Annotated in this window: 23 protein-coding genes; 13 read left to right on the top strand and 10 right to left on the bottom strand. The window is 66.8% G+C overall.

From position 1 onward, the window contains the following. The 5 genes from ACQR1X_RS00635 to ACQR1X_RS00615 form a co-directional block, all read right to left on the bottom strand. Positions 1 to 810 (bottom strand): CbbQ/NirQ/NorQ/GpvN family protein, encoded by an 810-nt coding sequence (locus ACQR1X_RS00635; protein ID WP_315804430.1) that lies wholly within the window; start codon positions 808 to 810, stop codon positions 1 to 3. A 60-nt stretch (positions 811 to 870) separates the two neighbouring features. Continuing rightward, positions 871 to 2217, bottom strand: coding sequence for a cbb3-type cytochrome c oxidase subunit I (locus ACQR1X_RS00630; protein WP_315804429.1), 1347 nt, complete (start codon positions 2215 to 2217; stop codon positions 871 to 873). A gap of 37 nt (positions 2218 to 2254) precedes the next feature. Further along, the gene (locus tag ACQR1X_RS00625) at positions 2255 to 2707 is read right to left on the bottom strand and encodes a c-type cytochrome (protein WP_315804428.1); all 453 of its coding nucleotides are present in this window, start codon (positions 2705 to 2707) and stop codon (positions 2255 to 2257) included. 100 nt (positions 2708 to 2807) lie between these two features. Next, complete coding sequence (locus tag ACQR1X_RS00620) at positions 2808 to 3071, bottom strand: cytochrome C oxidase subunit IV family protein (RefSeq protein WP_316177915.1); 264 nt, start codon at positions 3069 to 3071, stop codon at positions 2808 to 2810. 3 nt (positions 3072 to 3074) lie between these two features. Continuing rightward, a complete protein-coding gene (locus ACQR1X_RS00615) occupies positions 3075 to 3653 on the bottom strand; it encodes a cytochrome c oxidase subunit 3 family protein (RefSeq protein WP_315804426.1) in 579 nt (192 codons plus the stop codon). A 116-nt stretch (positions 3654 to 3769) separates the two neighbouring features. Here ACQR1X_RS00615 and ACQR1X_RS00610 point away from each other — a divergent pair, with 116 nt between their 5' ends. Both ACQR1X_RS00610 and ACQR1X_RS00605 read left to right on the top strand, forming a co-directional pair. Then, positions 3770 to 3925, top strand: coding sequence for a hypothetical protein (locus ACQR1X_RS00610; protein WP_315717764.1), 156 nt, complete (start codon positions 3770 to 3772; stop codon positions 3923 to 3925). A gap of 53 nt (positions 3926 to 3978) precedes the next feature. Continuing rightward, positions 3979 to 4167 carry a hypothetical protein gene (locus ACQR1X_RS00605; RefSeq protein WP_315804425.1) on the top strand — a complete coding sequence of 63 codons (189 nt, stop codon included), beginning with the start codon at positions 3979 to 3981 and terminating at the stop codon, positions 4165 to 4167. A 6-nt stretch (positions 4168 to 4173) separates the two neighbouring features. Here ACQR1X_RS00605 and ACQR1X_RS00600 read toward each other — a convergent pair whose 3' ends face one another. Beyond that, complete coding sequence (locus ACQR1X_RS00600; RefSeq protein WP_434839166.1) at positions 4174 to 4419, bottom strand: hypothetical protein; 246 nt, start codon at positions 4417 to 4419, stop codon at positions 4174 to 4176. Between the two features lie 298 nt (positions 4420 to 4717). On the opposite strand from ACQR1X_RS00600, the gene ACQR1X_RS00595 reads away from it, so the two are divergent. The 8 genes from ACQR1X_RS00595 (at position 4718) to ACQR1X_RS00560 (ending at position 12655) form a co-directional block, all read left to right on the top strand. After that, entirely contained in the window at positions 4718 to 6136 is a 1419-nt protein-coding gene (locus ACQR1X_RS00595; RefSeq protein WP_434898137.1) for a M20 family metallopeptidase, read from the top strand. A 22-nt stretch (positions 6137 to 6158) separates the two neighbouring features. Continuing rightward, a complete protein-coding gene (locus ACQR1X_RS00590) occupies positions 6159 to 7724 on the top strand; it encodes an amidase family protein (protein ID WP_434898136.1) in 1566 nt (521 codons plus the stop codon). Between the two features lie 263 nt (positions 7725 to 7987). Then, positions 7988 to 8755 carry a molybdate ABC transporter substrate-binding protein gene (modA, locus tag ACQR1X_RS00585; RefSeq protein ID WP_315804421.1) on the top strand — a complete coding sequence of 256 codons (768 nt, stop codon included), beginning with the start codon at positions 7988 to 7990 and terminating at the stop codon, positions 8753 to 8755. Between the two features lie 26 nt (positions 8756 to 8781). Further along, positions 8782 to 9471, top strand: a complete 690-nt coding sequence (gene modB / locus ACQR1X_RS00580; RefSeq protein WP_316177910.1) for a molybdate ABC transporter permease subunit — start codon at positions 8782 to 8784, stop codon at positions 9469 to 9471. Continuing rightward, positions 9468 to 10562, top strand: a complete 1095-nt coding sequence (gene modC / locus ACQR1X_RS00575; RefSeq protein WP_316217571.1) for a molybdenum ABC transporter ATP-binding protein — start codon at positions 9468 to 9470, stop codon at positions 10560 to 10562. Before modB ends, modC begins: the two co-directional genes overlap by 4 nt. A gap of 208 nt (positions 10563 to 10770) precedes the next feature. Then, positions 10771 to 11634: a xanthine dehydrogenase gene (locus ACQR1X_RS00570; RefSeq protein WP_316217572.1), complete on the top strand. Its 864-nt coding sequence runs from the start codon at positions 10771 to 10773 to the stop codon at positions 11632 to 11634. An 11-nt stretch (positions 11635 to 11645) separates the two neighbouring features. Beyond that, complete coding sequence (locus ACQR1X_RS00565; RefSeq protein ID WP_316217574.1) at positions 11646 to 12236, top strand: DUF2478 domain-containing protein; 591 nt, start codon at positions 11646 to 11648, stop codon at positions 12234 to 12236. Next, complete coding sequence (locus ACQR1X_RS00560; protein ID WP_434892929.1) at positions 12233 to 12655, top strand: winged helix-turn-helix domain-containing protein; 423 nt, start codon at positions 12233 to 12235, stop codon at positions 12653 to 12655. The genes ACQR1X_RS00565 and ACQR1X_RS00560 overlap by 4 nt, the downstream gene beginning before the upstream one ends. Here the strand turns inward: ACQR1X_RS00560 and ACQR1X_RS00555 are convergent. Beyond that, the gene (locus ACQR1X_RS00555; protein ID WP_434898135.1) at positions 12564 to 13043 is read right to left on the bottom strand and encodes a TOBE domain-containing protein; all 480 of its coding nucleotides are present in this window, start codon (positions 13041 to 13043) and stop codon (positions 12564 to 12566) included. The two genes, ACQR1X_RS00560 and ACQR1X_RS00555, sit on opposite strands and share 92 nt — an antisense overlap. Positions 13044 to 13064: 21 nt before the next feature. Continuing rightward, on the bottom strand, positions 13065 to 14312 hold the full coding sequence (serA, locus tag ACQR1X_RS00550) for a phosphoglycerate dehydrogenase (protein WP_315804414.1): 1248 nt from the start codon (positions 14310 to 14312) through the stop codon (positions 13065 to 13067). A 289-nt stretch (positions 14313 to 14601) separates the two neighbouring features. Between serA and ACQR1X_RS00545 the strand changes: the two genes are divergently transcribed. After that, a complete protein-coding gene (locus ACQR1X_RS00545) occupies positions 14602 to 17256 on the top strand; it encodes an alpha/beta hydrolase fold domain-containing protein (protein WP_434898134.1) in 2655 nt (884 codons plus the stop codon). A gap of 190 nt (positions 17257 to 17446) precedes the next feature. Here the strand turns inward: ACQR1X_RS00545 and ACQR1X_RS00540 are convergent, their stop codons facing one another. Together ACQR1X_RS00540 and ACQR1X_RS00535 are read right to left on the bottom strand one after the other, a co-directional pair. After that, on the bottom strand, positions 17447 to 18088 hold the full coding sequence (locus tag ACQR1X_RS00540; RefSeq protein ID WP_315804412.1) for a 2-dehydro-3-deoxy-6-phosphogalactonate aldolase: 642 nt from the start codon (positions 18086 to 18088) through the stop codon (positions 17447 to 17449). Next, positions 18085 to 19023 carry a 2-dehydro-3-deoxygalactonokinase gene (locus ACQR1X_RS00535; protein ID WP_434898133.1) on the bottom strand — a complete coding sequence of 313 codons (939 nt, stop codon included), beginning with the start codon at positions 19021 to 19023 and terminating at the stop codon, positions 18085 to 18087. The genes ACQR1X_RS00540 and ACQR1X_RS00535 overlap by 4 nt, the downstream gene beginning before the upstream one ends. Positions 19024 to 19145: 122 nt before the next feature. Here ACQR1X_RS00535 and ACQR1X_RS00530 point away from each other — a divergent pair, with 122 nt between their 5' ends. Next, positions 19146 to 19919, top strand: a complete 774-nt coding sequence (locus ACQR1X_RS00530; RefSeq protein WP_434898132.1) for a DeoR/GlpR family DNA-binding transcription regulator — start codon at positions 19146 to 19148, stop codon at positions 19917 to 19919. Positions 19920 to 19951: 32 nt separating this feature from the next. Next, positions 19952 to 21088 carry an MFS transporter gene (locus tag ACQR1X_RS00525; RefSeq protein ID WP_434887344.1) on the top strand — a complete coding sequence of 379 codons (1137 nt, stop codon included), beginning with the start codon at positions 19952 to 19954 and terminating at the stop codon, positions 21086 to 21088. Positions 21089 to 21141: the final 53 nt, after the last annotated feature.

Below are 21141 nucleotides of genomic sequence, written 5' to 3'. Positions count from 1 at the left end.
TCACCCGATCACGGCATGCGCGACCTCGCGCAGCGCGGCCTTGACGTCGGCGTCGTCGGTGAGCGGCTCGATCATCGCAGCGAGCACGGCGTCCGCGATGGATGCTCCGGCGGCGACGAGCGTCGCGCAATAGACCAGGAGCCGCGTCGAGACGCCCTCCTCCAGGTCATGGCCCTGCAGCGCGCGCAGCCGATGCGCGAGCGCCACCAGCGGCCGAACGCGCTCCGGCGCCAGCCCGCTCTCGGCGGCAACCACCACGATCTCCTGCTCGGCCGGCAGGAAGCCGAATTCGATGGCGATGAAGCGCTGCCGTGTCGACGGCTTGAGCGCCTTGTGCAGCGACTGGTAGCCGGGATTGTAGGAGACCACGAGCATGAAGCCGTCGGGCGCGATCAGCTCCTCGCCGGTGCGCTCCAAGGGCAGGATCCGGCGGTCGTCGGTGAGGGGATGCAGCACGACGGTGACGTCCTTGCGGGCCTCGACGACCTCGTCCAGATAGCAGATTCCGCCCTCGCGCACCGCGCGGGTCAGCGGGCCGTCGGTCCACACGGTGTCGCCGCCCTTGAGCAGATAGCGCCCGGTGAGGTCGGCGGCGGTGAGGTCGTCGTGACAGGCGACCGTGTGCAGCGGCAGGCCCAGTCGCGCCGCCATGTGCGCGACGAAGCGGGTCTTGCCGCAGCCGGTCGGCCCCTTCAGCAGCACCGGCAGGCGATGTCGGAACGCATGCTCGAACAGCGCGCATTCATGGCCGGTCGGCGTGTACGAGGGGAACGACGGGGCGGTATGGATCGCGTGCAGCGCGGGCTTCATGACAACTCTCCGTATCAGGGGGATGCAGGCGGCGGCATCGAGGCTGCCGCCTGCGGGATTTCACTCCGCCGGCTGCAGCGCGCCGGGCAGCGCAGCCTCCTTGGTGCGGCCGGGCACCAGCACGGCCCAGACGAACATCAGCGCCGCGATCGCCACGAACACGCCGGAGCCGAGCCGCACCCAGTAGAACATCGCGAGCTGGTCCTGCACGTCCATGTAGCTCTGGCCGAGCACGCGCTGCAGATGCACCTGGATGATACCGGCGAAGGTCAGTGCAAAGGTCATCGTCATCATCGCCGTGCACATGATCCAGAAGCTCGCCATCGAGAGCCACTGGTTATACGGCGCACGCTGGCGCAGCTGCGGCACCGCATAGGCCATGACGGCGAGGTTGAGCATCACATAGGCGCCGAAGAAGGCGAGATGGCCGTGTGCCGCCGTGACCTGGGTGCCGTGGGTGTAGTAGTTCACGCTGGACAGCGTGTGCAGGAAGCCCCACACGCCGGCGCCGAGGAACGCCATCACGGAGCAGCCGACCGACCACAGCAGCGCGGCGCGGTTCGGATGCTTGCGGCCGGCCTTGAGCGTCATCTGCACCGTGAAGATCACCATGGTGAAGAACGGCGCGACCTCGAGGGTCGAGAACAGCGAGCCGATCCACTGCCAGTAGCCGGGGGCGCCGATCCAGTAGAAATGATGGCCGGTGCCGAGGATGCCGGAGAACAGCGCAAGGCCAATGATGACGTAGAGCCACTTCTCGACCACCTCGCGATCGATGCCGTTGAGCTTGATCATCAGGAAGGCCAGGATCGAGGCCATGATCAGCTCCCAGACGCCTTCGACCCAGAGATGGACGATGTACCACCAGTACATCTTGTCGACGGCGAGATTGGCCGGATTGTAGAAGGCGAACAGGAAGAAGATCGCCACGCCCCACAGCCCGAACAGCAGGATGTTGGTCACCGTGGTCTTGCGACCCTTGAGCGCCGTCATCGTGACGTTGAACAGGAACATCAGGCAGACGACGACGATGCCGACCTTGATGATGAAGGGCTGCTCGAGAAACTCTCGGCCCTCATGGTAGTGGAAGAGATAACCGACGACGGCAGCCCCCGCGGCGCCGAAGAACATCCAGAACTGAATCTTGGCGAGCAGCGGGCTGTAGAGCTCGGTCTCGGTCTCCTCGGGCAGCAGGAAGTAGGTGGCGCCCATGAAGCCGATCAGCGACCACACGATCAGCGCGTTGGTGTGGATCATGCGGACGATGTTGAAGGGCAGCAGGACCGACAGCGTGTTCGGCAGCACGTAGATCGTGCCGGCGAGCAGGCCGAAGATGACCTGAGCGAGGAAGAGCGTCAGCGCGCCGTAGAAATACAGCATCGCGACCTTCTGGGTCTCATATCTCATCGCGGATCTCTCTCATGACGGGGGGCGGGATGCCGGCTCAGCCGGCCTTGTTCGGCGGCCAGTCCTGGCGCTTGATCGTGTCGGTCCATTGCAGGAAGTCCGCGAGATCGTTGAGCTCCTGGTCGGACAGGTTGAACTGCGGCATCTGCCGGCGGCCGGGCGCGCCGGAGGGTTGCGACTGCATCCAGGACTTCAGCATCTCGCGCGCGGCGGCCGGGTCCTGCCTGCCGCCCCAGCGGTCCCAGACATTGCCGACCTCTGGCGCGAAATAGGCGCCCTCGCCGAGCAGCGTGTGGCAGTTGATGCAGGAGTTTTTCTCCCAGACGTGCTTGCCGCGAGCGACGCCGTCGGACAGCGTCGACGCACTGGTCGAGGTCGTGACCATGTAGTAGTGGCTGTGCGCTGTGAGCCCGAGGAAGATCGCAAAGAAGAAGGCCGAACCGCCGTAGAAGACGTTCCGTGCGGCCGACTTGGTCAGGCGTTCCGCCATGACACGTCCTTTCCGTTTGGTGAAGGTCGATGGTGAAGGCAATCTACCGGCACTGCCGGAAGTCTCTTTGTCGCGGCGCAAGCAGCATGGCGATGGCGCGTCAGACCAGTGCGCGGATAGCCACCGCGAGCCCGGCGAGCGCGACCAGGCCTAGGAGCCACGATGTGAGCAGGCCCCGCCACAGCGCGGGCGCATGGCGCAGGCCGAGAAAATCCAGCACGATCACCCTGCCCTTGGCCAATGCGAGCACGAGCACGAGAGCATCGGCGAGCCAGCGATTCGGCAGCAGCAGCGAGGCCGCGAGCGTGGCGGTGGCGAGGCTCAGCAATTGAAGCCAGGCGAGCGTGAGGCGATCGCGGACCATGACTCATCCCACCAGATAGAGGATCGGGAACATCACGATCCAGACCAGGTCGACCATGTGCCAGAACGCCGTCCCGGTCTCGACGCTGTCGGGCGCGGCATGACGACCGACGCCTCCCAGGATGACCATCCCGAGCACGACGTGGAGCAGATGGAAGCCCGTGAGCAGAAAATAGAGCGTGAAAAACGGCGACGTCTCCAGACCTGCGCCGGCGGCAATCTCCCTGCCATACTCGGTCAGCTTGACGGCAATGAAGGCCGCGCCGAGCAGGATCGCCAGCATGATCCAACGCCGTGCGGTGGGCGGCGATGCGCCTCTCGCCGCGGCCGCCGCGCGCGCCGCAGCCCACCCGCTCGTCACAAGCACGATTGTGTTCAATGCGGCGAGAGGTCCGTCCAGCATGGCCTGCCCGGCCGCGAACACGACTGGATTGACTGCGCGCGCCACGACGAAAGCGCCGAGCAGCAGGCCGAAAGCGACGAGCTCGCTGAGGATCAGGACCCACATCATGGGGTCGCCCGGCAACCCGTCGAGCACGCCCCAGCGCTCCGTTGGTTCCGGTTCGTATGTGAGTGCCGACACCGCCACCTCCGATCAGATGTCGGCAAAGCTAGTCGGGGCGGCAGACATGCTCTTTGTCGGCGCACAAACAGCACGGCGCCTGGATGCGCTACGGGATCGGCATCAGGAGCATGTCCATGACCGAAGCGCAGCTCGGCCTCGTCACCGCCACCCCGATCATCATCGTGTTTGCAGCGGCGCTGCGGCGCATGGGCGTGCTGTCGACCACGGGGACGGTGTCCGCGATCGCGCTCTCCGTTGCGATTGCGGTTGTCCTGTTCACCACGCAGTAACCGGGCCTGGAACCTTTGCCGCTCTCGGGCGTCAGATCGTCCGGAGGTGCCGCATGGACGACAACCGGTTCGCAGAGCTGCTCGGAAGCGCCGCCATCGGCGTCTGGGGCGACATGCCGCGCGACATCCAGGAGGCGCTGTTCGAGACGGCGATGCGCGGTCACGACGATCTGAGGCACGAACTCGCCAAGCTGCTTCACGACCGGCATCCGCGGACACAGCATCCGCCGCGCCCGGCGTGAGCGGTCTCAGTCGCGATGATCATCAGCCCCGAACTGTGATGGTTCGTCGTAGCCCTTGCGGCTGCTGTAGAACAACAGCACCATCAGCCCGATCCCCACGATGAGCGAAAACACCACGCCGAGCGTGAGCGCGATCCAGCCCCCGGCCGGCATCGGATCACCAGGCAGGGTCATGCCCTGATAGGCGAAGATGACGGCGGCTGCGAGAATCAGCAGCAATGCAACGATGATGGTGATCGGTCCTGCACGCATGGTGGTCGCACTCCAGACACGAGAACAGGACGCGACCACGATCGTTCCAGGATGGGCGCGGTAACGGCGCACGGCGGCAGTTCCGAAATTCGAGGACGGAGTCCCGACCCTTCTCGCTGCGCCGCCGAAAGCATCGCGCTGCATCCAACCGCAGCATCATCTGCTCAAAGGATGACGCGCGCGCCTCCGCGCCTTGCCGCGGGCCGCATGGCTGCTCTCGCGGCGGATCGCTAGGCGTCGGGGAACTTAGCTGATAACCATACCGGCTTCCTATCGGCAGCAGAGGACAAGACCGGAGATGGACAACCGCAGCGAGATCTGGCGCGGCGTCGACGCGATCAAGACCCGTTTCATCGAGCTCAGCGACCGGGTGTGGAGCATGCCCGAGGTCTGCTACACCGAAGCCCGCTCCTCCGCCGAACACCTCACCGAGTTGAAGCACCAGGGTTTTCGGATCATCGAAAAGGTGGCGGGCATCCCGACCGCGCTGATGGGCGAATGGGGCGAAGGCGGTCCGGTCATCGCCTTCATGGGCGAATACGACGCCCTGCCCGGCCTCAGCCAGGAAGCGGGAGTTGCCGAGCATCGTCCGATCGAGACCGGCGGCCACGGCCATGGCTGCGGCCACAATCTGCTGGGCTCGGCGGCGCTGCTCGCGGCCACCGCCGTCAAGGACTGGCTCGCCGCCAACAAGGTCCCGGGACGCGTGCGCTACTACGGCTGCCCTGCCGAGGAAGGCGGCGCCGCAAAGGCCTTCATGGTGCGCTCAGGCGCGTTCGAGGATGCCGACATCGCGATCACCTGGCATCCGTCGAGCTTCTGGGAAGTGGTGATGACGCCCTCGCTCGCCAACACGCGCGCGGACTTCATCTTCACCGGACGCACCTCGCATGCGGCCGCCTCGCCGCATCTCGGCCGCAGCGCGCTCGACGCGGTGGAATTGATGAATGTCGGCGTCAACTACATGCGCGAGCACATGCCGAGCGACGCCCGCGTGCATTACGCGCTGCTCGACACCGGCGGCATCGCACCCAACGTCGTGCAGGCGCATGCGCGCGTGCGCTACTCCATCCGCGCGCGCGACCTGCCCGGCATGAACGAGCTGGTCGGGCGCGTGCACAAGATCGCGCAAGGTGCCGCGATGATGACCGAGACCAAGGTCGAGATGAAGATCATCTCGGCGGTCTCCAACATCCTGCCCAACACGCCGCTCGAAGAGGCGCTGCACGGGATCATGGAAGAGCTCGGGCCGCCGTATTTCGACACGACCGACAAGGATTTCGCCGGGCAGATCCAGGCGACCCTGACCGACAAGGACATCGAATCCGTCTACTACAGCATCGGCATGGACCCGACCGACAAGCCGCTGGCCGACTTCCTGGTGCCGCTGAACGCCAAGCGCAATCCGCAGATCGGCTCGACCGATGTCGGCGACGTCAGCTGGGTGGTGCCAACGGTGCAGGTGCACGCGCCGACGGTGGCGATCGGCACGCCGTTCCACACCTGGCAGGTCGTTGCGCAAGGCAAGACGCCGGCCGCGCACAAGGCGATGGTGCAGGCCGCGAAGGCCATGGCCGGTCTCGGCATCAAGGCGCTCAATGAGCCGGCGCTGATCGCAGCCGCCAAGGCCGACCTGAAGAAGCGGACACAGCGCACGCCCTATGTCAGCCCGCTGCCCGCCGAGGTCGAGCCGCCGCTGACCATGTCGGTCGTTTGAGAGATAAACTGGGGGGAACACGATGGCAAAGACAGCGACAAAGAAGAAGCCGGCGGCGAAGACCGCCAAGCCGGCTCCGAAGCGCGCGGCCGTGCGCGCCACGGCCAACAGGAAGCCCGCAAAGGCGAAGCCGCAGGCCAGACCACAGGCGAAGGCAGCCGCGCCAAAGCCGCGGCTGCCGAAAGGACCAGTCTGGCAGTGGTCGGCGCTCGACACCGCCGCTGCGATCCGCTCCGGCGCGGTCTCCTCGGTCGAGGTGACCGAGGCCCATCTCGCGCGCATGCATGAGGTCAATCCGAAGCTGAACGCGGTCGTCGTCGATCTGTCCGAAGAAGCCTTGAAAGCTGCGCGCGCCGCGGACAAGGCGCGCAACAAGGACGGCCTGCTGCATGGCGTGCCCGTCACGATCAAGGAGAACGTCGACTACGAGGGACGGCCAAACCCCAACGGCGTTCCGGCGCAGATGGGGATCATCGCGCCGTCGGACGCGCCGGTCGTGCGCAACCTCAAGAAGGCGGGCGCGATCGTGCTCGGCCTCACCAACACGCCGGAATTCTCATTCCGCGGCTTCACGGACAACCCGCTGCACGGGCTGACCTTGAACCCGTGGGATCCCGAGATCACCTGTGGCGGCTCGTCGGGCGGCGCCGGAGCCGCGGTCGCCGCCGGCATCGGCACCATCGCGCATGGCAACGACATCGGCGGCTCGCTGCGCTGGCCGGCGCATTGCAACGGCGTGGTCACGATCAAGCCGACGCAGGGGCGCATCCCGGCCTATAATGAAAGCGCCGCGGCCGAGCGGCCGATGCTCGCGCATCTGATGTCGTCGCAGGGGCCGCTGGCGCGCAGCGTCGCCGACGTCAGGCTGGCGCTGGAGGTGATGAGCCGGCGCGATCCGCGCGATCCCTGGTGGGTGCCGGCCCCGCTCGAGGGCGAGACGCCCAAGCGGCCGATCAAGGTCGCGCTCGCCAAGATTCCTGATGACATGGACGTCGATCCCTCGGTGCAGGCCGCGCTCCGGCAGGCCGCGGATCATCTGGAGCGCTCCGGCTACCGGGTCAGCGAGGTCGAGGTCCCCGACATCTCCGGCGTCTGGCAGACCTGGTGCGACGTCATCACCACCGAGGTGGTCGTGATGCAGGAAGCCAAGATGCTCGCCGTCACCTCCGAAGACTTCCACAAGGCGTGGGGCGGGATGCGGGCCAAGGCCGAGATCCTCGACCTCGCAGGCTGGATGAACGCGACGGCGCAGCGCTCCACCCATATCCGCGCCTGGCAGATGTTCTTCGAGGAGTATCCGGTGGTGCTGGCGCCAACGACGGTCAAGCCGACGCCGGGCCCGCGCGAGGACACGGTAAGCCCGGAGCGCGTGCGTGATATCTTCTTCAACGAGATCCGCTTCATCTCGGCCATCAACGTGCTCGGGCTGCCCGGCGCGGTGGTGCCGGTGGCGGTTCACAATGGCCAGCCGATCGGCGTGCAGCTGATCGCCGGCCGCTATCGCGAGGACCTCGCGCTCGATGCCGCCGCGGCAATCGAGAAGCGCGCGGGCATGCTGGTGCGGCAGCTCTGGGAGCGGATGGCTTAGTCTCGCGCCGGCCCGAGGACCCCTGGTTCTCGGGCCGTCACGTTTCCGACATCGCTTCAGCCTCGATTGTCGAAAGTCGAACACTGACGCCCATCGCGTTTGCCCGAGGGAGCCCCTCGGGTTGACGGGACGTCGCCGACCTGTCTATTTTGATGTATACGAATGAATATAGCACGGCATCGGCACGGGCCGCTGCGCCGGAACGGGACTTGCAATTCATCGAAGCGAACCCGTCTCTGTCGATATGAACGAGGACAATTGTGATGAGATCGATGCGCTTCGTCGCCGCTGCTCTGTGCGCGGCTGCCGCTCTCCTGACCGGGGCAAACGCGTTTGCCGGCAGCGCCAACATCGCCGTGGCCGCCAACTTCACCGAGCCGGCGAAGGAGATCGCCGGCCTGTTCAAGGCCAAGACGGGGCACGAATTGGTGCTGAGCTTCGGCGCGTCCGGACAGTTCTACACCCAGATCAAGGAGAACGCGCCGTTCGCGATCCTGCTCTCCGCCGACGACGAACGGCCTAAGAAGCTGGTCGACGAGGGCCTCGGCGTCGCCGAGAGCCGCTTCACCTACGCCATCGGCAAGCTCGTGCTGTGGAGCAAGGATCCGAAGGCGGTGAAGGGCGAGGAAACGCTGAAGGCGAACGCGTTCAACAAGCTGTCGATCGCCAATCCCACCGCCGCGCCCTATGGCGCGGCCGCAGTGGAGACGCTGAAGGCGCTCAAGCTCTATGAAGCGATCCAGCCCAAGATCGTGCAGGGCAACACGATCTCGCAGGCGTTCCAGTTCGTCGATACCGGCAATGCCGAGGTGGGCTTCGTCGCGCTGTCGCAGCTGATGCCGAATGCCGGCGGGTCGCGCTGGCTGGTGCCGCAGACCCTCTACACCGAGATCCGCCAGGATGCCGTGCTGCTGAAGGCATCCGCCGGCAACGAGGCGGCGACTGCGTTCCTGACCTTCCTCAAGACTCCGGAAGCCCGTGCGGTCATCGAGAAGTTCGGCTATGCTCTGGACCCGAAGTCCGGCAGCTGAGCGCCCACGTCGATGAACTTCCAGGGATGAACTTGCACGTCTCGGCCGATATCTGGCAACCGGTCAGCCTGACCCTCGAATTGGCAGCGATCACGACCGTCATTCTGATGATCGTGGGAACACCGATCGCATGGTGGCTGGCGCGGTCGCAGGCGTGGTGGAAAGAGGCGGTCGCAGCCCTGGTGGCGATTCCACTGGTGCTGCCGCCGACCGTGCTCGGCTTCTATCTGCTGGTCGCGCTCGGCCCGAGCGGTCCGGGCGGGGCACTGGCTTCCTTGTGGGGCGCACGCACCCTCGCCTTCACTTTCCCGGGCCTCGTGATCGGCTCGGTGCTGTTCTCGATGCCGTTCGTGGTGCAGCCGATCCGCAACGCCTTCGAGGCCATGGGCGAGAAGCCCCTGGAAGCAGCCGCCACGCTGCGGGCCTCGCCCTGGCGCGCGTTCTGGACGATCGCCGTGCCGCTGGCGAGCCCCGGCTTCCTCACCGGCGCGATCCTCGGCTTTGCCCACACTGTCGGCGAGTTCGGCGTCGTGCTGATGATCGGCGGCAACATTCCCGGCAGGACGAAGGTGCTGTCGGTCGCGATCTACGACTACGTCGAGACCTCGCAATGGACCGAAGCCTCCGTGCTGGCGCTCGGCATGGTCGTGTTCTCGTTCGGCGTCATTCTGACGATGATGCTGATCGAGAAGAAGATGACGCGACGGGCGTCATGAGCACCGTCAAGGTCGATTTCCGCGGTACGCTCGGGCGCTTTGAGCTGAACGCGCGGTTCGAGGTTCCGGCGCGCGGCGTCACCGCGATCTTCGGCCCGTCCGGCTGTGGCAAGACCGCCGTCATGCGCAGCATCGCCGGCCTCAACCGCCTGGACGGACGATGCTCCGTCGCCGGCGACGTCTGGCAGGACGAGAAGACCTTCCGCCCGGTGCACCGGCGCCCGATCGGCTACGTGTTCCAGGAAGCCAATCTGTTTCCGCATCTCTCCGTCCGCCGCAACCTCATGTACGGCCATCCCGGCCCGTCCGGCCCCACCGCCATCGGCTTCGATGAGGTCGTGTCGCTGCTCGGCATCGCCAAGCTGCTGGAGCGCTCGCCGCGCCATCTGTCCGGCGGCGAGCGGCAGCGCGTGGCGATCGGCCGCGCTCTGCTCAGCCAGCCGAAGCTGCTGCTGATGGACGAGCCGCTGTCGGCGCTCGACCAGATGACCAAGGACGAGATCCTGCCCTATCTGGAGCGCCTGCATGCCGCGCTCGACCTGCCGATCCTCTACATCAGCCACGATATCGCGGAGGTCGAGCGGCTCGCCGATCAGCTGGTGCTGATGCGCAATGGCAGCGTCCTGGCTTCGGGCCCGCTGTCCGTGCTCCAAGCCGACCTGACACTGCCGCTCGCGCTCTCCCGCGATGCTGCGGTGAGTCTCGACGCCACCGTTCTGAAGCACGACGCCATCGACGGCATGGTGACGCTTGCGGTGCCCGGCGGGCATTTCGTGCTGCCGGCCGAGCCGCTTGCGTCCGGAACACGCCGCCGCCTGCGCGTGCTGGCCGATGACGTCAGCCTCGCCGTGGAAACGCCGAGCCGCAGCACCATCGTCAACGTGCTGCGCGCGAAGATCCTGGAAATCCGCAGCCAATCGGACCACCGCGTCACTGCCCTGCTCGGCCTCGGCGAGGACGGTGAGGGCGCGCGATTGCTGTCGCGGGTCACCCAACGCTCGTGGAACGAGCTCGGCCTGCAGGCGGGGCTTGCCGTCTACGCCCAGGTCAAGGGCGTCGCGCTGGTTCGGCGCGAAGAGCCCATCGTCTGATCGGCACGCGCCGACCCTCCCCCCACCATCGCAACACATGTTGTATAAACGACAATATAGCGTCCGATGTTATATCCTAAACAATATAGCTTTGGATCGCAACACCGAAGCCTGCCTGCTTTTCCTCAATGCAATGAACAAGTTGGTCGGCGCCTGACGATCTGGCCCGCGGCTTGCTCATTCGATCTCGCAACACGAGGTCATCAGCATGAAAGCCGCCGCCGTCACCTGGCATCCGAACGCGCCCAAGCCGCTCGCGCTGGTGCTGGGCACCAACGAGATCGCCTCCGCGATCGCGGCCAAGCTCAACCAGGCGTGCTTCGCGCTCGTCCTTTGTCACGACGCCTTTCCGCCGGTGATCCGACGCGGCATGGCCTTTCACGACGTCCTGTATGGTGAGACGTGCGACATCGACGGCGTGATCGGCTGCCGGGCCGAGGGCATCGCGGACGTCGTGCGCATTCATCGCGAGCCAGGCCGGGTCGCCGTCACCGGGATGCATCTTACCGACATCATCGCGTTCCGCTATCCCGCAGTCATCGTCGATGCACGGATGCAGAAGCATCTGGCGACGCCGGATCTGCGCGGCGTCGCCGGCATCGCCGTCGGCATTGGGCCGCGCTTTGCGGTCGGGCACAATTGCGACATCGCGGTCGAGACACATCCTTGCGAGACCGGCGCGATCGTGGCGCACGGCACGACGCGCGATGCGGACGGCAAGGCACGCGATCTCGGCGGCGCAGGCCGCGAGCGCTTCGTCTATTCCGATCAGGATGCCGTCTGGCATACGCCGCTCGACATCGGCACCCGCGTCTACAAAGGACTGCAGCTCGGATCGCTCGGCGGCACGCCGGTGCTGGCGCCGCTCGATGGCGCACTGCGCGGCATCGCGCGCGACGGTCTGCGCGTGCCGGCCAACGTCAAGCTGCTGGAGATCGATCCGCGCGGCCGCCACGCCGCATGGACCGGCATGGACGACCGCGGGCGATCGATCGCCGCGAGCGTCGTCTCGGCTGTCCAAGAGATCATGCGAACCGGTCGGAAGGCGGGCCGCGTCTCCGCCAATGCGTGAGGAGGACTGCCATGGGTGTCGCTGAGGTCGGGACATGTCAGATCGTGGCGCTGCAGGGCGCTGCGTCCACCGTCATCCAGGAGTTACTCGATGAGTTCGCCACGCGGCTCGCAGGCATGGGGCTGCGCGTCTCCGGCGTGATCGAGAGCAGCGTCGACAAGACCAGGCCGTGCAAGGCCATGATGCTGCGCAGCCTCGACGACAACCGCATGTTCTCGATCTCGCAGGATCTCGGCCCGGGATCGCAGGCCTGCAATCTCGATCCCGAAGGATTGGTGCTGGCCTGCGCCGCCGTGCAGCAGTCGATCGCGCGTGGCACGGATGTCGTGATCCTCAGCAAGTTCGGCAAGCAGGAGGCGGCGGGAGGTGGCCTCGCCGACGCCTTCGGCTCGGCGATGTCAGCCGGGCTTCCGATCATCACGGCGGTATCGCCTGCGATGATGGAGGCGTGGACGCGCTTCGCCGGCGTGTTCGCCGAATGCGTCCCGGTCGAAGTCGCGCGCCGTGCCGGCTGGATCGAAGCGTGGTCCGGCCGCATGGTGACAGCGCAGAGCCCGCGTGACATGATCGGCTCACAACGCGAGCGGATCGGAATAGGATGAAGCGCGAAGCTCAGATCGCATTGACCATCACTTTCGGCAACGGCGGAAGTCTGTCGCCCGAGGATCTGCTGCTGATCGACTTCATCCGCCGGGAGCGCTCGATCCTGGGCGCCGCGCGCGCGAGCGGCATCTCCTACCGCAAATGCTGGCTGATGGTCGATGCGCTCAACCGCACCTTCGAGACGCCGGTGTTCGAGACCCATCCCGGCCGCCGCGGCGGCGGCGCCGAGATCACGCCGTTCGGCGAGCGGCTGATCGCGCTGTATCGCTCGATGGAGCGGCGCACCCGCACGGCCACCGCTGCGGCGCTCGTCGAGCTGCAGAAGGCTACCGATCCGCGCTATCAGAAGCGGGCCAGCGGCGCGGCCGAGGTAGCTCCGAAGGCCGAACCGCGCCGGGTCCGATCGCGACGCTCTTGATCATCGCCCAGGCCGATAGATCCGGCTCCAACGCCAGCCGCTCGACCGATTCCAAGGTCACGAGCGCGTGGAGCCTGGTCGCACCGAGATCGAACGTCACGCGCACATAGGGCGGATCGAGCGGCAGGATCTCCTCGATCCGGCCCGGCAGCCGGTTGGTGATCGACACATCCATCGGCCGCGACAGCGCGATCGAGACGTCGCGGGCCTCGATGGTCACGGAGACGCCGGCGTCAACAGCCGCATCGACCATCGGCACGCGCAGCTCGCCGTCGGCGAAGAACAATGTCGACATGCCGTATTGCGGATCATGGCGCAGCACGCGCGCCGGCACCGTCGTGCTGAGAATGACGGACGAGGCTGAAGACGATGCAGACGAGCCGGTCATCGCGCGGCAGCCTCCACAGCCTCAGGGCCGGTCGTGATCGTACAGGACGCGCACGCGGATCGTGCCCTCCACCGCGCGCAGCTCCGACAGCAGCGCCTCGCCCTCACCGCCGACCACGTCGGTCTCGAGCACGACATAGCCGACCTCGGGATCGGTCTGCAGATATTGCGCGAGGATGTTGATGTTGTGCCGCGACACCGCATCGTTGACCTGGCGCAGCACGCCCGGCACGTTCCGGTGGACATGGATGAAGCGCGTGCCGGTCGGGCGCGCCGGCAACTGCACCTGCGGGAAGTTCACGGCGCCGAAGGTCGAGCCGACATCGGAATAGTCGATCAGCTTGCGCGCAACCTCGCCGCCGATGCGGTCCTGCGCCTCCTCGGTGGAGCCGCCGACATGCGGGGTCAGGATCACGTTGGGCAGGCCCTGCAGCGGCGAGACGAACGGATCGGCGTTCGAGGCCGGCTCGACCGGAAACACGTCGACGGCGGCGCCTGAGAGCTTGCCCTCGCGCAACGCGCTGGCCAGCGCCTCGATGTCGACTACCGTGCCGCGCGAATTGTTGATCAGATAGGCGCCGTCCTTCATGTGACGGATCTGGCGCTCGCCGATCATGTTGGCGGTCGCCGGCGTCTCCGGGACATGCAGCGACACGACGTCGCTGATCGCCAGGAGCTCGTCGAGGCTCTCGACGGGCTCGGTGTTGCCGTGGCGGAGCTTGTCGGTGAGATCGAAGAAGATCACCCGCATGCCCATGGCCTCGGCGAGGTTCGACAGCTGCGAGCCGATGTTGCCGTAGCCGACAATGCCGAGCGTCTTTCCGCGCACCTCTCGGCTGCCATTGGCGGACTTGTCCCAGCCGCCCGCATGCGCCGACACCGAGCGCGGGAAGATGCGGCGCATCAGCATCACGACCTCGGCGATCGTCAGCTCGGCGACGCTGCGGGTGTTCGAATAGGGCGCATTGAACACGGGGATGCCGAGCCGCTTCGCGGCATCGAGATCAACCTGGTTGGTGCCGACGGAGAAACAGCCGACCACCATCAGCCGATCGGCGGCCTGCAGCACTTCCTCGGTCAGATGCGTGCGCGAGCGAATGCCAAGCATGTGCACGCCCGACAGCATACGTTTCAACTCCGCCGAACCGAGCGCCTTCGGCAGCCGTTCGATTTCCGTATAGCCGTTGGCCTCGAACATGCGGACGGCCGAGTCGTTCACGCCCTCGAGGAGCAGAACGCGGATCTTTTGCTTGGGCAGCGATAGCGGCATGGGCCTGGCCTGATTCAGTCGTGGAGGTGGCGTAGTGTAGCGGTTGTTACAGTCGCGATGCGTTGAAACTTGGTGAATGCGACGCGGCAGGGTGGCTTTCTGTCGCTTTCTCAGGGTCTTGTCCACTCCGTCGCGGCCTTTTGACCGGCGATGCAAAATCAGCGCCTGGCATACCTGCCGCGCTGCACGGTCCGCACTGCAACAACCGCAGATCGTTGTTTTGGCTGCTGACAAACCATGCGAGCAGAGCTAGCCTTTCCGCCAATCACAAAATCATCGGGAGGTCAGCATGTCAGACGGGATTGTCGAGACACGCGCGTCGGAGGTGTCGGGCGGTGAAACGCAGACGGTCGATGTCGCCGTCGTGGGGGCCGGATTTGCGGGGCTTTATCTGCTGCACCGCCTGCGCAAGGCGGGCTTCTCGACCGTGGCTCTGGATACGGCCAACGACGTCGGCGGCACCTGGTACTGGAACCGCTATCCCGGCGCGCGCTGCGACATCCAGACCGTCGACTACAGCTACACCTTCGATCCCGAGCTCGAAAAGGCCTGGCAGTGGTCGGAGAAATACGCCACCCAGCCGGAGATCCTGCGCTATCTCGGCTTCGTCGCCGATCGCTACGATCTACGCCGCGACATCCGCTTCGGCACCCGCGTGCTCGGCGCCGCCTGGGATGAGGCCAGGGAGCGCTGGCTGCTGACGACCGACAACGGCCCTGCCGTGTCCTGTCGCCACTACATCATGGCGACCGGATGCCTGTCGCAGCCGAAGCCGCCGGAGATCGACGGCGTGCACGACTTCAACGGCGAGATCTACTTCACCAGCCGCTGGCCGCATGATGGCGTGGACCTCCGCGGCAAGCGCGTGGCCGTGATCGGCACCGGCTCGTCGGGCATCCAGTCGATCCCGATCATCGCCGAGCAGGCCGCGCAGCTCACGGTGTTCCAGCGCACGCCGAATTTCGCGCTGCCGGCGCATAACGGTCCGCTCCCGGCCGATCGCGCCGCGCAGCTCGCGGAGGATCGCAAGGGGCTGCGCGAGCAGGCACGCTGGTCGATGACCGGCGTGCCGATCCCGCCGGCCACCGAATTCAGCTGGGCGCTGAGCGAGGCCGAGCGCCGCGAGCGCTTCGAGAAGATGTGGGCCTCCGGCGATCTCGTCGGCATGCTGACGCAGCTCTGGGCCGACCAGGGCGTCGACGCCGACGGCAACGCGCTGCTCGCCGATCTCATCCGCGAGAAGATCCGCGAGATCGTCAAGGATCCCGAGACGGCCGAGGCGCTCACGCCGCACGATCACCCGTTCGGCGCCAAGCGGCCGTGCCTGGACACGAACTACTACGCGACGTTCAACCGTCCGAACGTGACGCTGGTGAACCTGCGCAAGGAGCCGATCGCATCCATCACATCCAATGGCATCAAGACCGACAAGCGCAGCTTCGACATCGACGTCATCGTGTTCGCGACCGGCTTCGATGCCATGACCGGCGCGATCCGCGCGGTGCATCCGATCAAGGGCCGTGGCGGCAAGTCGCTCGACGACAGCTGGGCTGATGGCCCGGAGAGCTATCTTGGATTGACGGTCGCCGGCTTCCCCAACCTGTTCCTGATCACCGGTCCCGGTAGTCCATCGGTGCTGTCGAACATGGCGGTGTCGATCGAGCAGCACGTCGACTTCGTGGTCGATCGTCTCGCCGCGATGCGCGACGCCGGCTTCACCACCATCGAGCCGACCGAGACCGCGCAGGCCGGCTGGATGCGCCACATGGCGGACTGCTCGACGGTCACGCTGCACCGGCTCGCCAACACCTGGTACACAGGCGCCAACGTGCCGGGCAAGCCGCAGACGCTGATGCCATACACCGGCGGCGTCGGGCCCTATCGCGGCATCTGCAACGAGGTCGTCAGCCGCGGCATGCTCGGCTTCAAGCTCACGGGCCCGAACGGTGCGAGCCAGTGCAACGACGGCGAGATCGTGAAGCTGCAGCCGGATGTGCGGCTGGTGCTGAACATGCTCACCGAGATGAACCTGCCGCCGATCGAATCGATGGGCGCGCAAGGCGCACGCGACTTCGTCGCCGAATTCAACAAGGCCCGACCGCCGGGCCGCCCCGTGGGCGAGGTCAAGGACGGCACTCTGCAAGGCGCCGAGGGCCCTCTTGCCTACCGCCTCTACCGTCCGGCCACGCCCGGGCCGCATCCGATCGTCGTGTATTTCCATGGCGGCGGCTGGGTGCTCGGCGACGAGCAGTCGGACGATCCGTTCTGCCGCGACATGTGCCGCCGCTCCAACATGATCTTCGTCAGCGTGAACTACCGCCACGCGCCCGAGCACCGCTTCCCTGCGGCGGCCGAGGACGGCTATGCAGCGGCGCGCTGGGTCGCCGAGCACGCCGCCGAGCTCGGCGGACGCGACGGACCGGTGCTGGTGGCCGGCTGGAGCGCCGGCGGCAACATCGCAGCCGTCACCTGCCAGCTCGCTCGGGATCGCGGCGGGCCTGCGATCGGCGGTCAGCTGCTGGTGTGCCCGGTCACCGACTGCAGCTTCGATCGTCCCTCCTACACCGATAATGCGGCCGGCTACTTCCTGACGCGCGGCCTGATGTACTGGTTCTGGGACATCTACTGCTCGCCGGCGGATCGCACCGATCCGCGCGCGTCGCCGTTGCGGGGCAAGCTGCAGGGCCTGCCGCCGGCCTACATCGTCACCTGCGAGTTCGATCCGCTGCGCGACGAGGGTGTCGCCTATGCGGAAGCGCTCGCCGCCGCCGGCGTGCCGGTCGGGCAACTCAAGGCCCACGGCCACTTCCACTCGTCGTTCACGATGGTCGACGTCGTCATCACCGGCGTCGGCGGCCGCATGCAGATGGCGGAGGCGCTGCAGGCGTTCACGCAGTCTGCGGAGGAAGGCGAATCGCCCGAGATCAACGCCGCCGCCAGCTGACCAGCGGAGGCCGCCGCCGAGCGTTGTCGCAACGACCCGCAGCTTTGCGGGCCGTTGCCGTGACGCGCAGCTTGCGCCGGATCGTCCACGCCGTCACCGAGACAACGAGCCAGCCGGTCGTTGCGGTGACGAAGGCGGTCGCGACGCTCGTCCGACAACATCACGAGACCGTCATGGAGTGTGGACGCACTCAGCTCGCCGCTGCGATGGCCTCGTCATAGGCACGAACCGAAGCGGCCGCGGTCTGCCGTACATCGCTCGCGCTCATGCCCGGCTTGTACAGGCTCGAGCCCAGTCCGAAGGCCCGCACGCCGACTGCAGCATAGGAGGCGAGATTGCTGTCCGACACGCCGCCGACGGCGCCGACCACGACGCCCTTCGGCAGGACGGCAAGCTGCGCGGCAATTCCCGACGGACCGAGCACTGAGGCAGGAAAAAATTTCAGGGCCGAGGCGCCGCAACGCAGCGCGAGAAACGCTTCGCTCGGCGTGAACACCCCGGGCATGGTCACCATGTCATAGGCCTGCGCGGTCGCCAGCACTTCGACGTCGACGTTGGGGCTGACCATCAGACGCCCGCCGGCCTCCGCGACCCGCACGCAATCTGCGGCATTGACGACCGTCCCTGCACCGATCAGGCAGTGCTTGCCGAACCGGGCGGCGAGACGCTCGATCGAGGCGAACGGTTCCGGCGAGTTGAGCGGAACCTCGATCAGCTCGAAACCGGCTTCGATCAGGACATCGACGACGGCCTCGGACTCGTCGGGTTTGATGCCGCGCAGGATCGCGACGAGCGACCGCTTGACGTGCGGCCAGGCAACGGACTTTGTCATGGTCGGAAACGCGCTCCCCAGATCTGCCGCGCGGCCTTGACCAGGCCGCGCCGGGACGCCTGCTCGGCATCACATTCGTTCACGTCGAAATCAGCAGCTGCCAGCGCCGCGCAGTAGAGACGGCCGAGCCGGCCCGCTCCGATCAACCGCAGCGGAAGCTCGGCGCCGAACCGCACCCGCGCGTCGGCGATCTCGCTGCCGATCAGAAGCCCGGAGAGCCTCGCAGCCCCGTCGGACCGCTGCTCGAAATTGAGGAGCTGGGCTGCGCGGAGCCGGAACAGCGCATTGGTCAGTGACGTCGGCGCGGCAAGCGCCGCCGCAAGGCTCTCGCGGAATGCCGCGTCGTGCGCGACGGTCGAGGCTTCCGGTTCGACGGCGTGCATCAAAATGCTATGCTGAGAGACGACAGCGAACAGCTCGCCAGTCATGTAGGTGGCAAAATCGATCACAGCGCCGGCATCGATCCGGATCCATTTGCTGTGCGTGCCCGGAATACAGACGATCCCGGTGAAGTCCGGCTCGGTGACGCCGAGCAGCTGGGTTTCCTCGCCGCGCATCACGTCCGGCTGATTCGCCCGCGCCTGCGCCAGTCCCGGCAGGATTCTGACGTCGCCATCCGTGTCGACGCCGATCGCGCCGGCATGCAACGCCTCCAGCCGGGTCGGCGTGTGCAGATACGGCGCCTCGACCCAGCCTTGCCGGGCGCCGGCCATGCCGCAGATCAGCACCGGAACATCGGCCGGCGCGCCGAGTTGCGCCAGATGATCGCGCAGCACCGGCGCAAAGCCCGATGTCGCGCAATGCAGCATGCCCTCGCCACCACGGCTCTCCGCCTGCTCCGTGCCGTCTCCTGCCATCAGCCAGGCACGGAAACTGGAGGTGCCCCAGTCGACGGCGACAAAGGCCGGCGTTGCTGACGAATCGACGGCGGTCACGTCCTGCTCCCGAACAGTTCGACATCTGGCAATGACATGCCCGGCTGGCCGCGCAAACAACAAATTGCATCGTGCACGATTATGCACGTTGTTATTCTTGTTCCTGCCTGATATGAGGAGGCATGTCAGACCTTCCACTGGCGCGTCGCGACCAGATCGCCGGCCGCCTCGCTACAGGGCACGCGGTCATCGCGGCCGCCCTGGCCCATGAATTCGGCGTCTCCGAGGATGCGATCCGGCGCGATCTTCGCGCGCTTGCCGCCGAAGGACGCTGCCGCCGGGTGTACGGCGGCGCATTGCCGATCGCCGGCGGCATGACCCCGATGGCGGCGCGGATCGGGCAGGATCGCGAACGCAAGCTGGCGCTCGCCCGGACGGCCGCCCGCGGCATCGCGCGTGGCGAATTTCTTTTCCTCGATAGTGGCAGCACCAACCTCGCGCTCGCTGAGGTCCTGCCCGATGATTTCGATCTCACCGTCGCAACGAACGCCATCGACATTGCCGCAACCGTGCTGCATCGGCAGGACCTGCAACTGATCATGATCGGCGGCTCCGTTCACCCCGCAGTCGGCGGCTGTATCGACGCCGACGCCCTCATGCAGATGCAGCGCTTGAACATCGACCGCTGCTTCATCGGCGCCTGCGCCGTGTCGGCGCAAGGCGGCATCAGCGCGATTGATCCGACCGACGCAGCGTTCAAGCGGACGCTGCTGTCGCTGAGCCGCGTCAGCGTCGCAATGGTCACCAACGAGAAGCTCGAGACCCGAGCGCCTCACCGTGTCGCCGGCGCCAAGACGATCAGCCAGCTCACCGTCGAGCATGATGCGCCGGCGGCTCGACTTGCCCTGCTCAAACGGGCGGGAGCGACCATCGTGACGGCCGCTCCGCCGGTGTGACAGCGCCTTTCAGAAAGTCAGGAATCCTCCAAATGAGTTCTGATCACAGCGCGGCGCGGCTCGCGACCCGCCTGGCCTTTTTCGTCGCCGGCTTCGGCATCGCCTGCTGGGCACCGCTGGTGCCGTTTGCCAAGCAGCGGCTCGGCGTCGACGATGCGACGCTCGGCCTGCTGCTGCTCTCGCTCGGCGTGGGCTCGGTCGCATCGATGCTGGCCGCCGGACTGCTGAGCGCCCGCTATGGCAGCAAGCCTGTCGTCGTCGTCAGCGGCATCGCTCTCGCGCTGTTCCTGCCGCTGCTGGCGATCGCCGCAACGCCAGCGACGCTTGCGCTCGCATTGTTCGCCTTCGGAGCGGCGCTGGGCTCGCTCGACGTCGCCGTGAACATCCAGGCGATCGACGTCGAGCGGCTGAGCGAGCGTCCGCTGATGTCGGGTTTCCATGCCCAGTTCAGCATCGGCGGCTTCGCGGGCTCCGGCGTCATGACCGCGCTGCTTGCGTTCGACGTCGCGCCGCTGCTCGGCACGCTGGCCTGCTGCGCACTCGCCTTGGCCGCGATGATCGTCGCTGCCCCACGACTGATGGCGAGCAAGCCCGCGCAAACGGGGCCTCTGCTCGTGCTTCCCCATGGCGCGGTGCTGCTGCTGGCGGCGCTCGCGGCGATCATGTTCCTGGTCGAAGGCGCGATGCTCGACTGGAGCGCGCTGCTGCTCGCCGGTTCCGGGCGCCTGCCGGCCGCACAGGCCGGACTGGGCTACATCATGTTCTCGATCGCAATGACCGCCGGGCGCCTCGTCGGGGATGCCGTGGTTGCCCGGATCGGTGATCGCGCAACGCTGCTGGGGGGCAGCGCGATCGCGATCGCCGGCTTCGTCCTGCTGCTCACGGCTCCCTTGGTTGCTGCTGCCATGGCGGGCTTTGCGCTGATCGGCCTGGGCGCGTCGAACCTCGTCCCGGTGCTGTTCCGCCGGGCCGGGGCGCAGACCGCGATGCCGGTCGGGCTGGCCGTCGCTGCCGTCACCACCGCAGGCTACTCCGGCGTGCTGCTCGGACCGGCCGGCATCGGCTTCGTCGCCGCGGCCACGAGCCTCCCGGCCGCGTTCTGGATGTTGGCCGCGCTGCTGGTGATCGTGCTCGCGAGCGCGCCGTTGGCCGCGCGGACACCGCCCTAGGAGCGCTGTGCGCGGCTCAGGCTCCAGCATCTCATGGCTCGACCATTCGCCTG

It is taken from the genome of Bradyrhizobium sp. HKCCYLRH3073 (assembly GCF_051167995.1).
Lineage (GTDB): Bacteria > Pseudomonadota > Alphaproteobacteria > Rhizobiales > Xanthobacteraceae > Bradyrhizobium.
The sequence above is the reverse complement of the archived record's forward strand: the minus strand, read 5'-3'. Positions and strand labels throughout refer to the sequence as shown.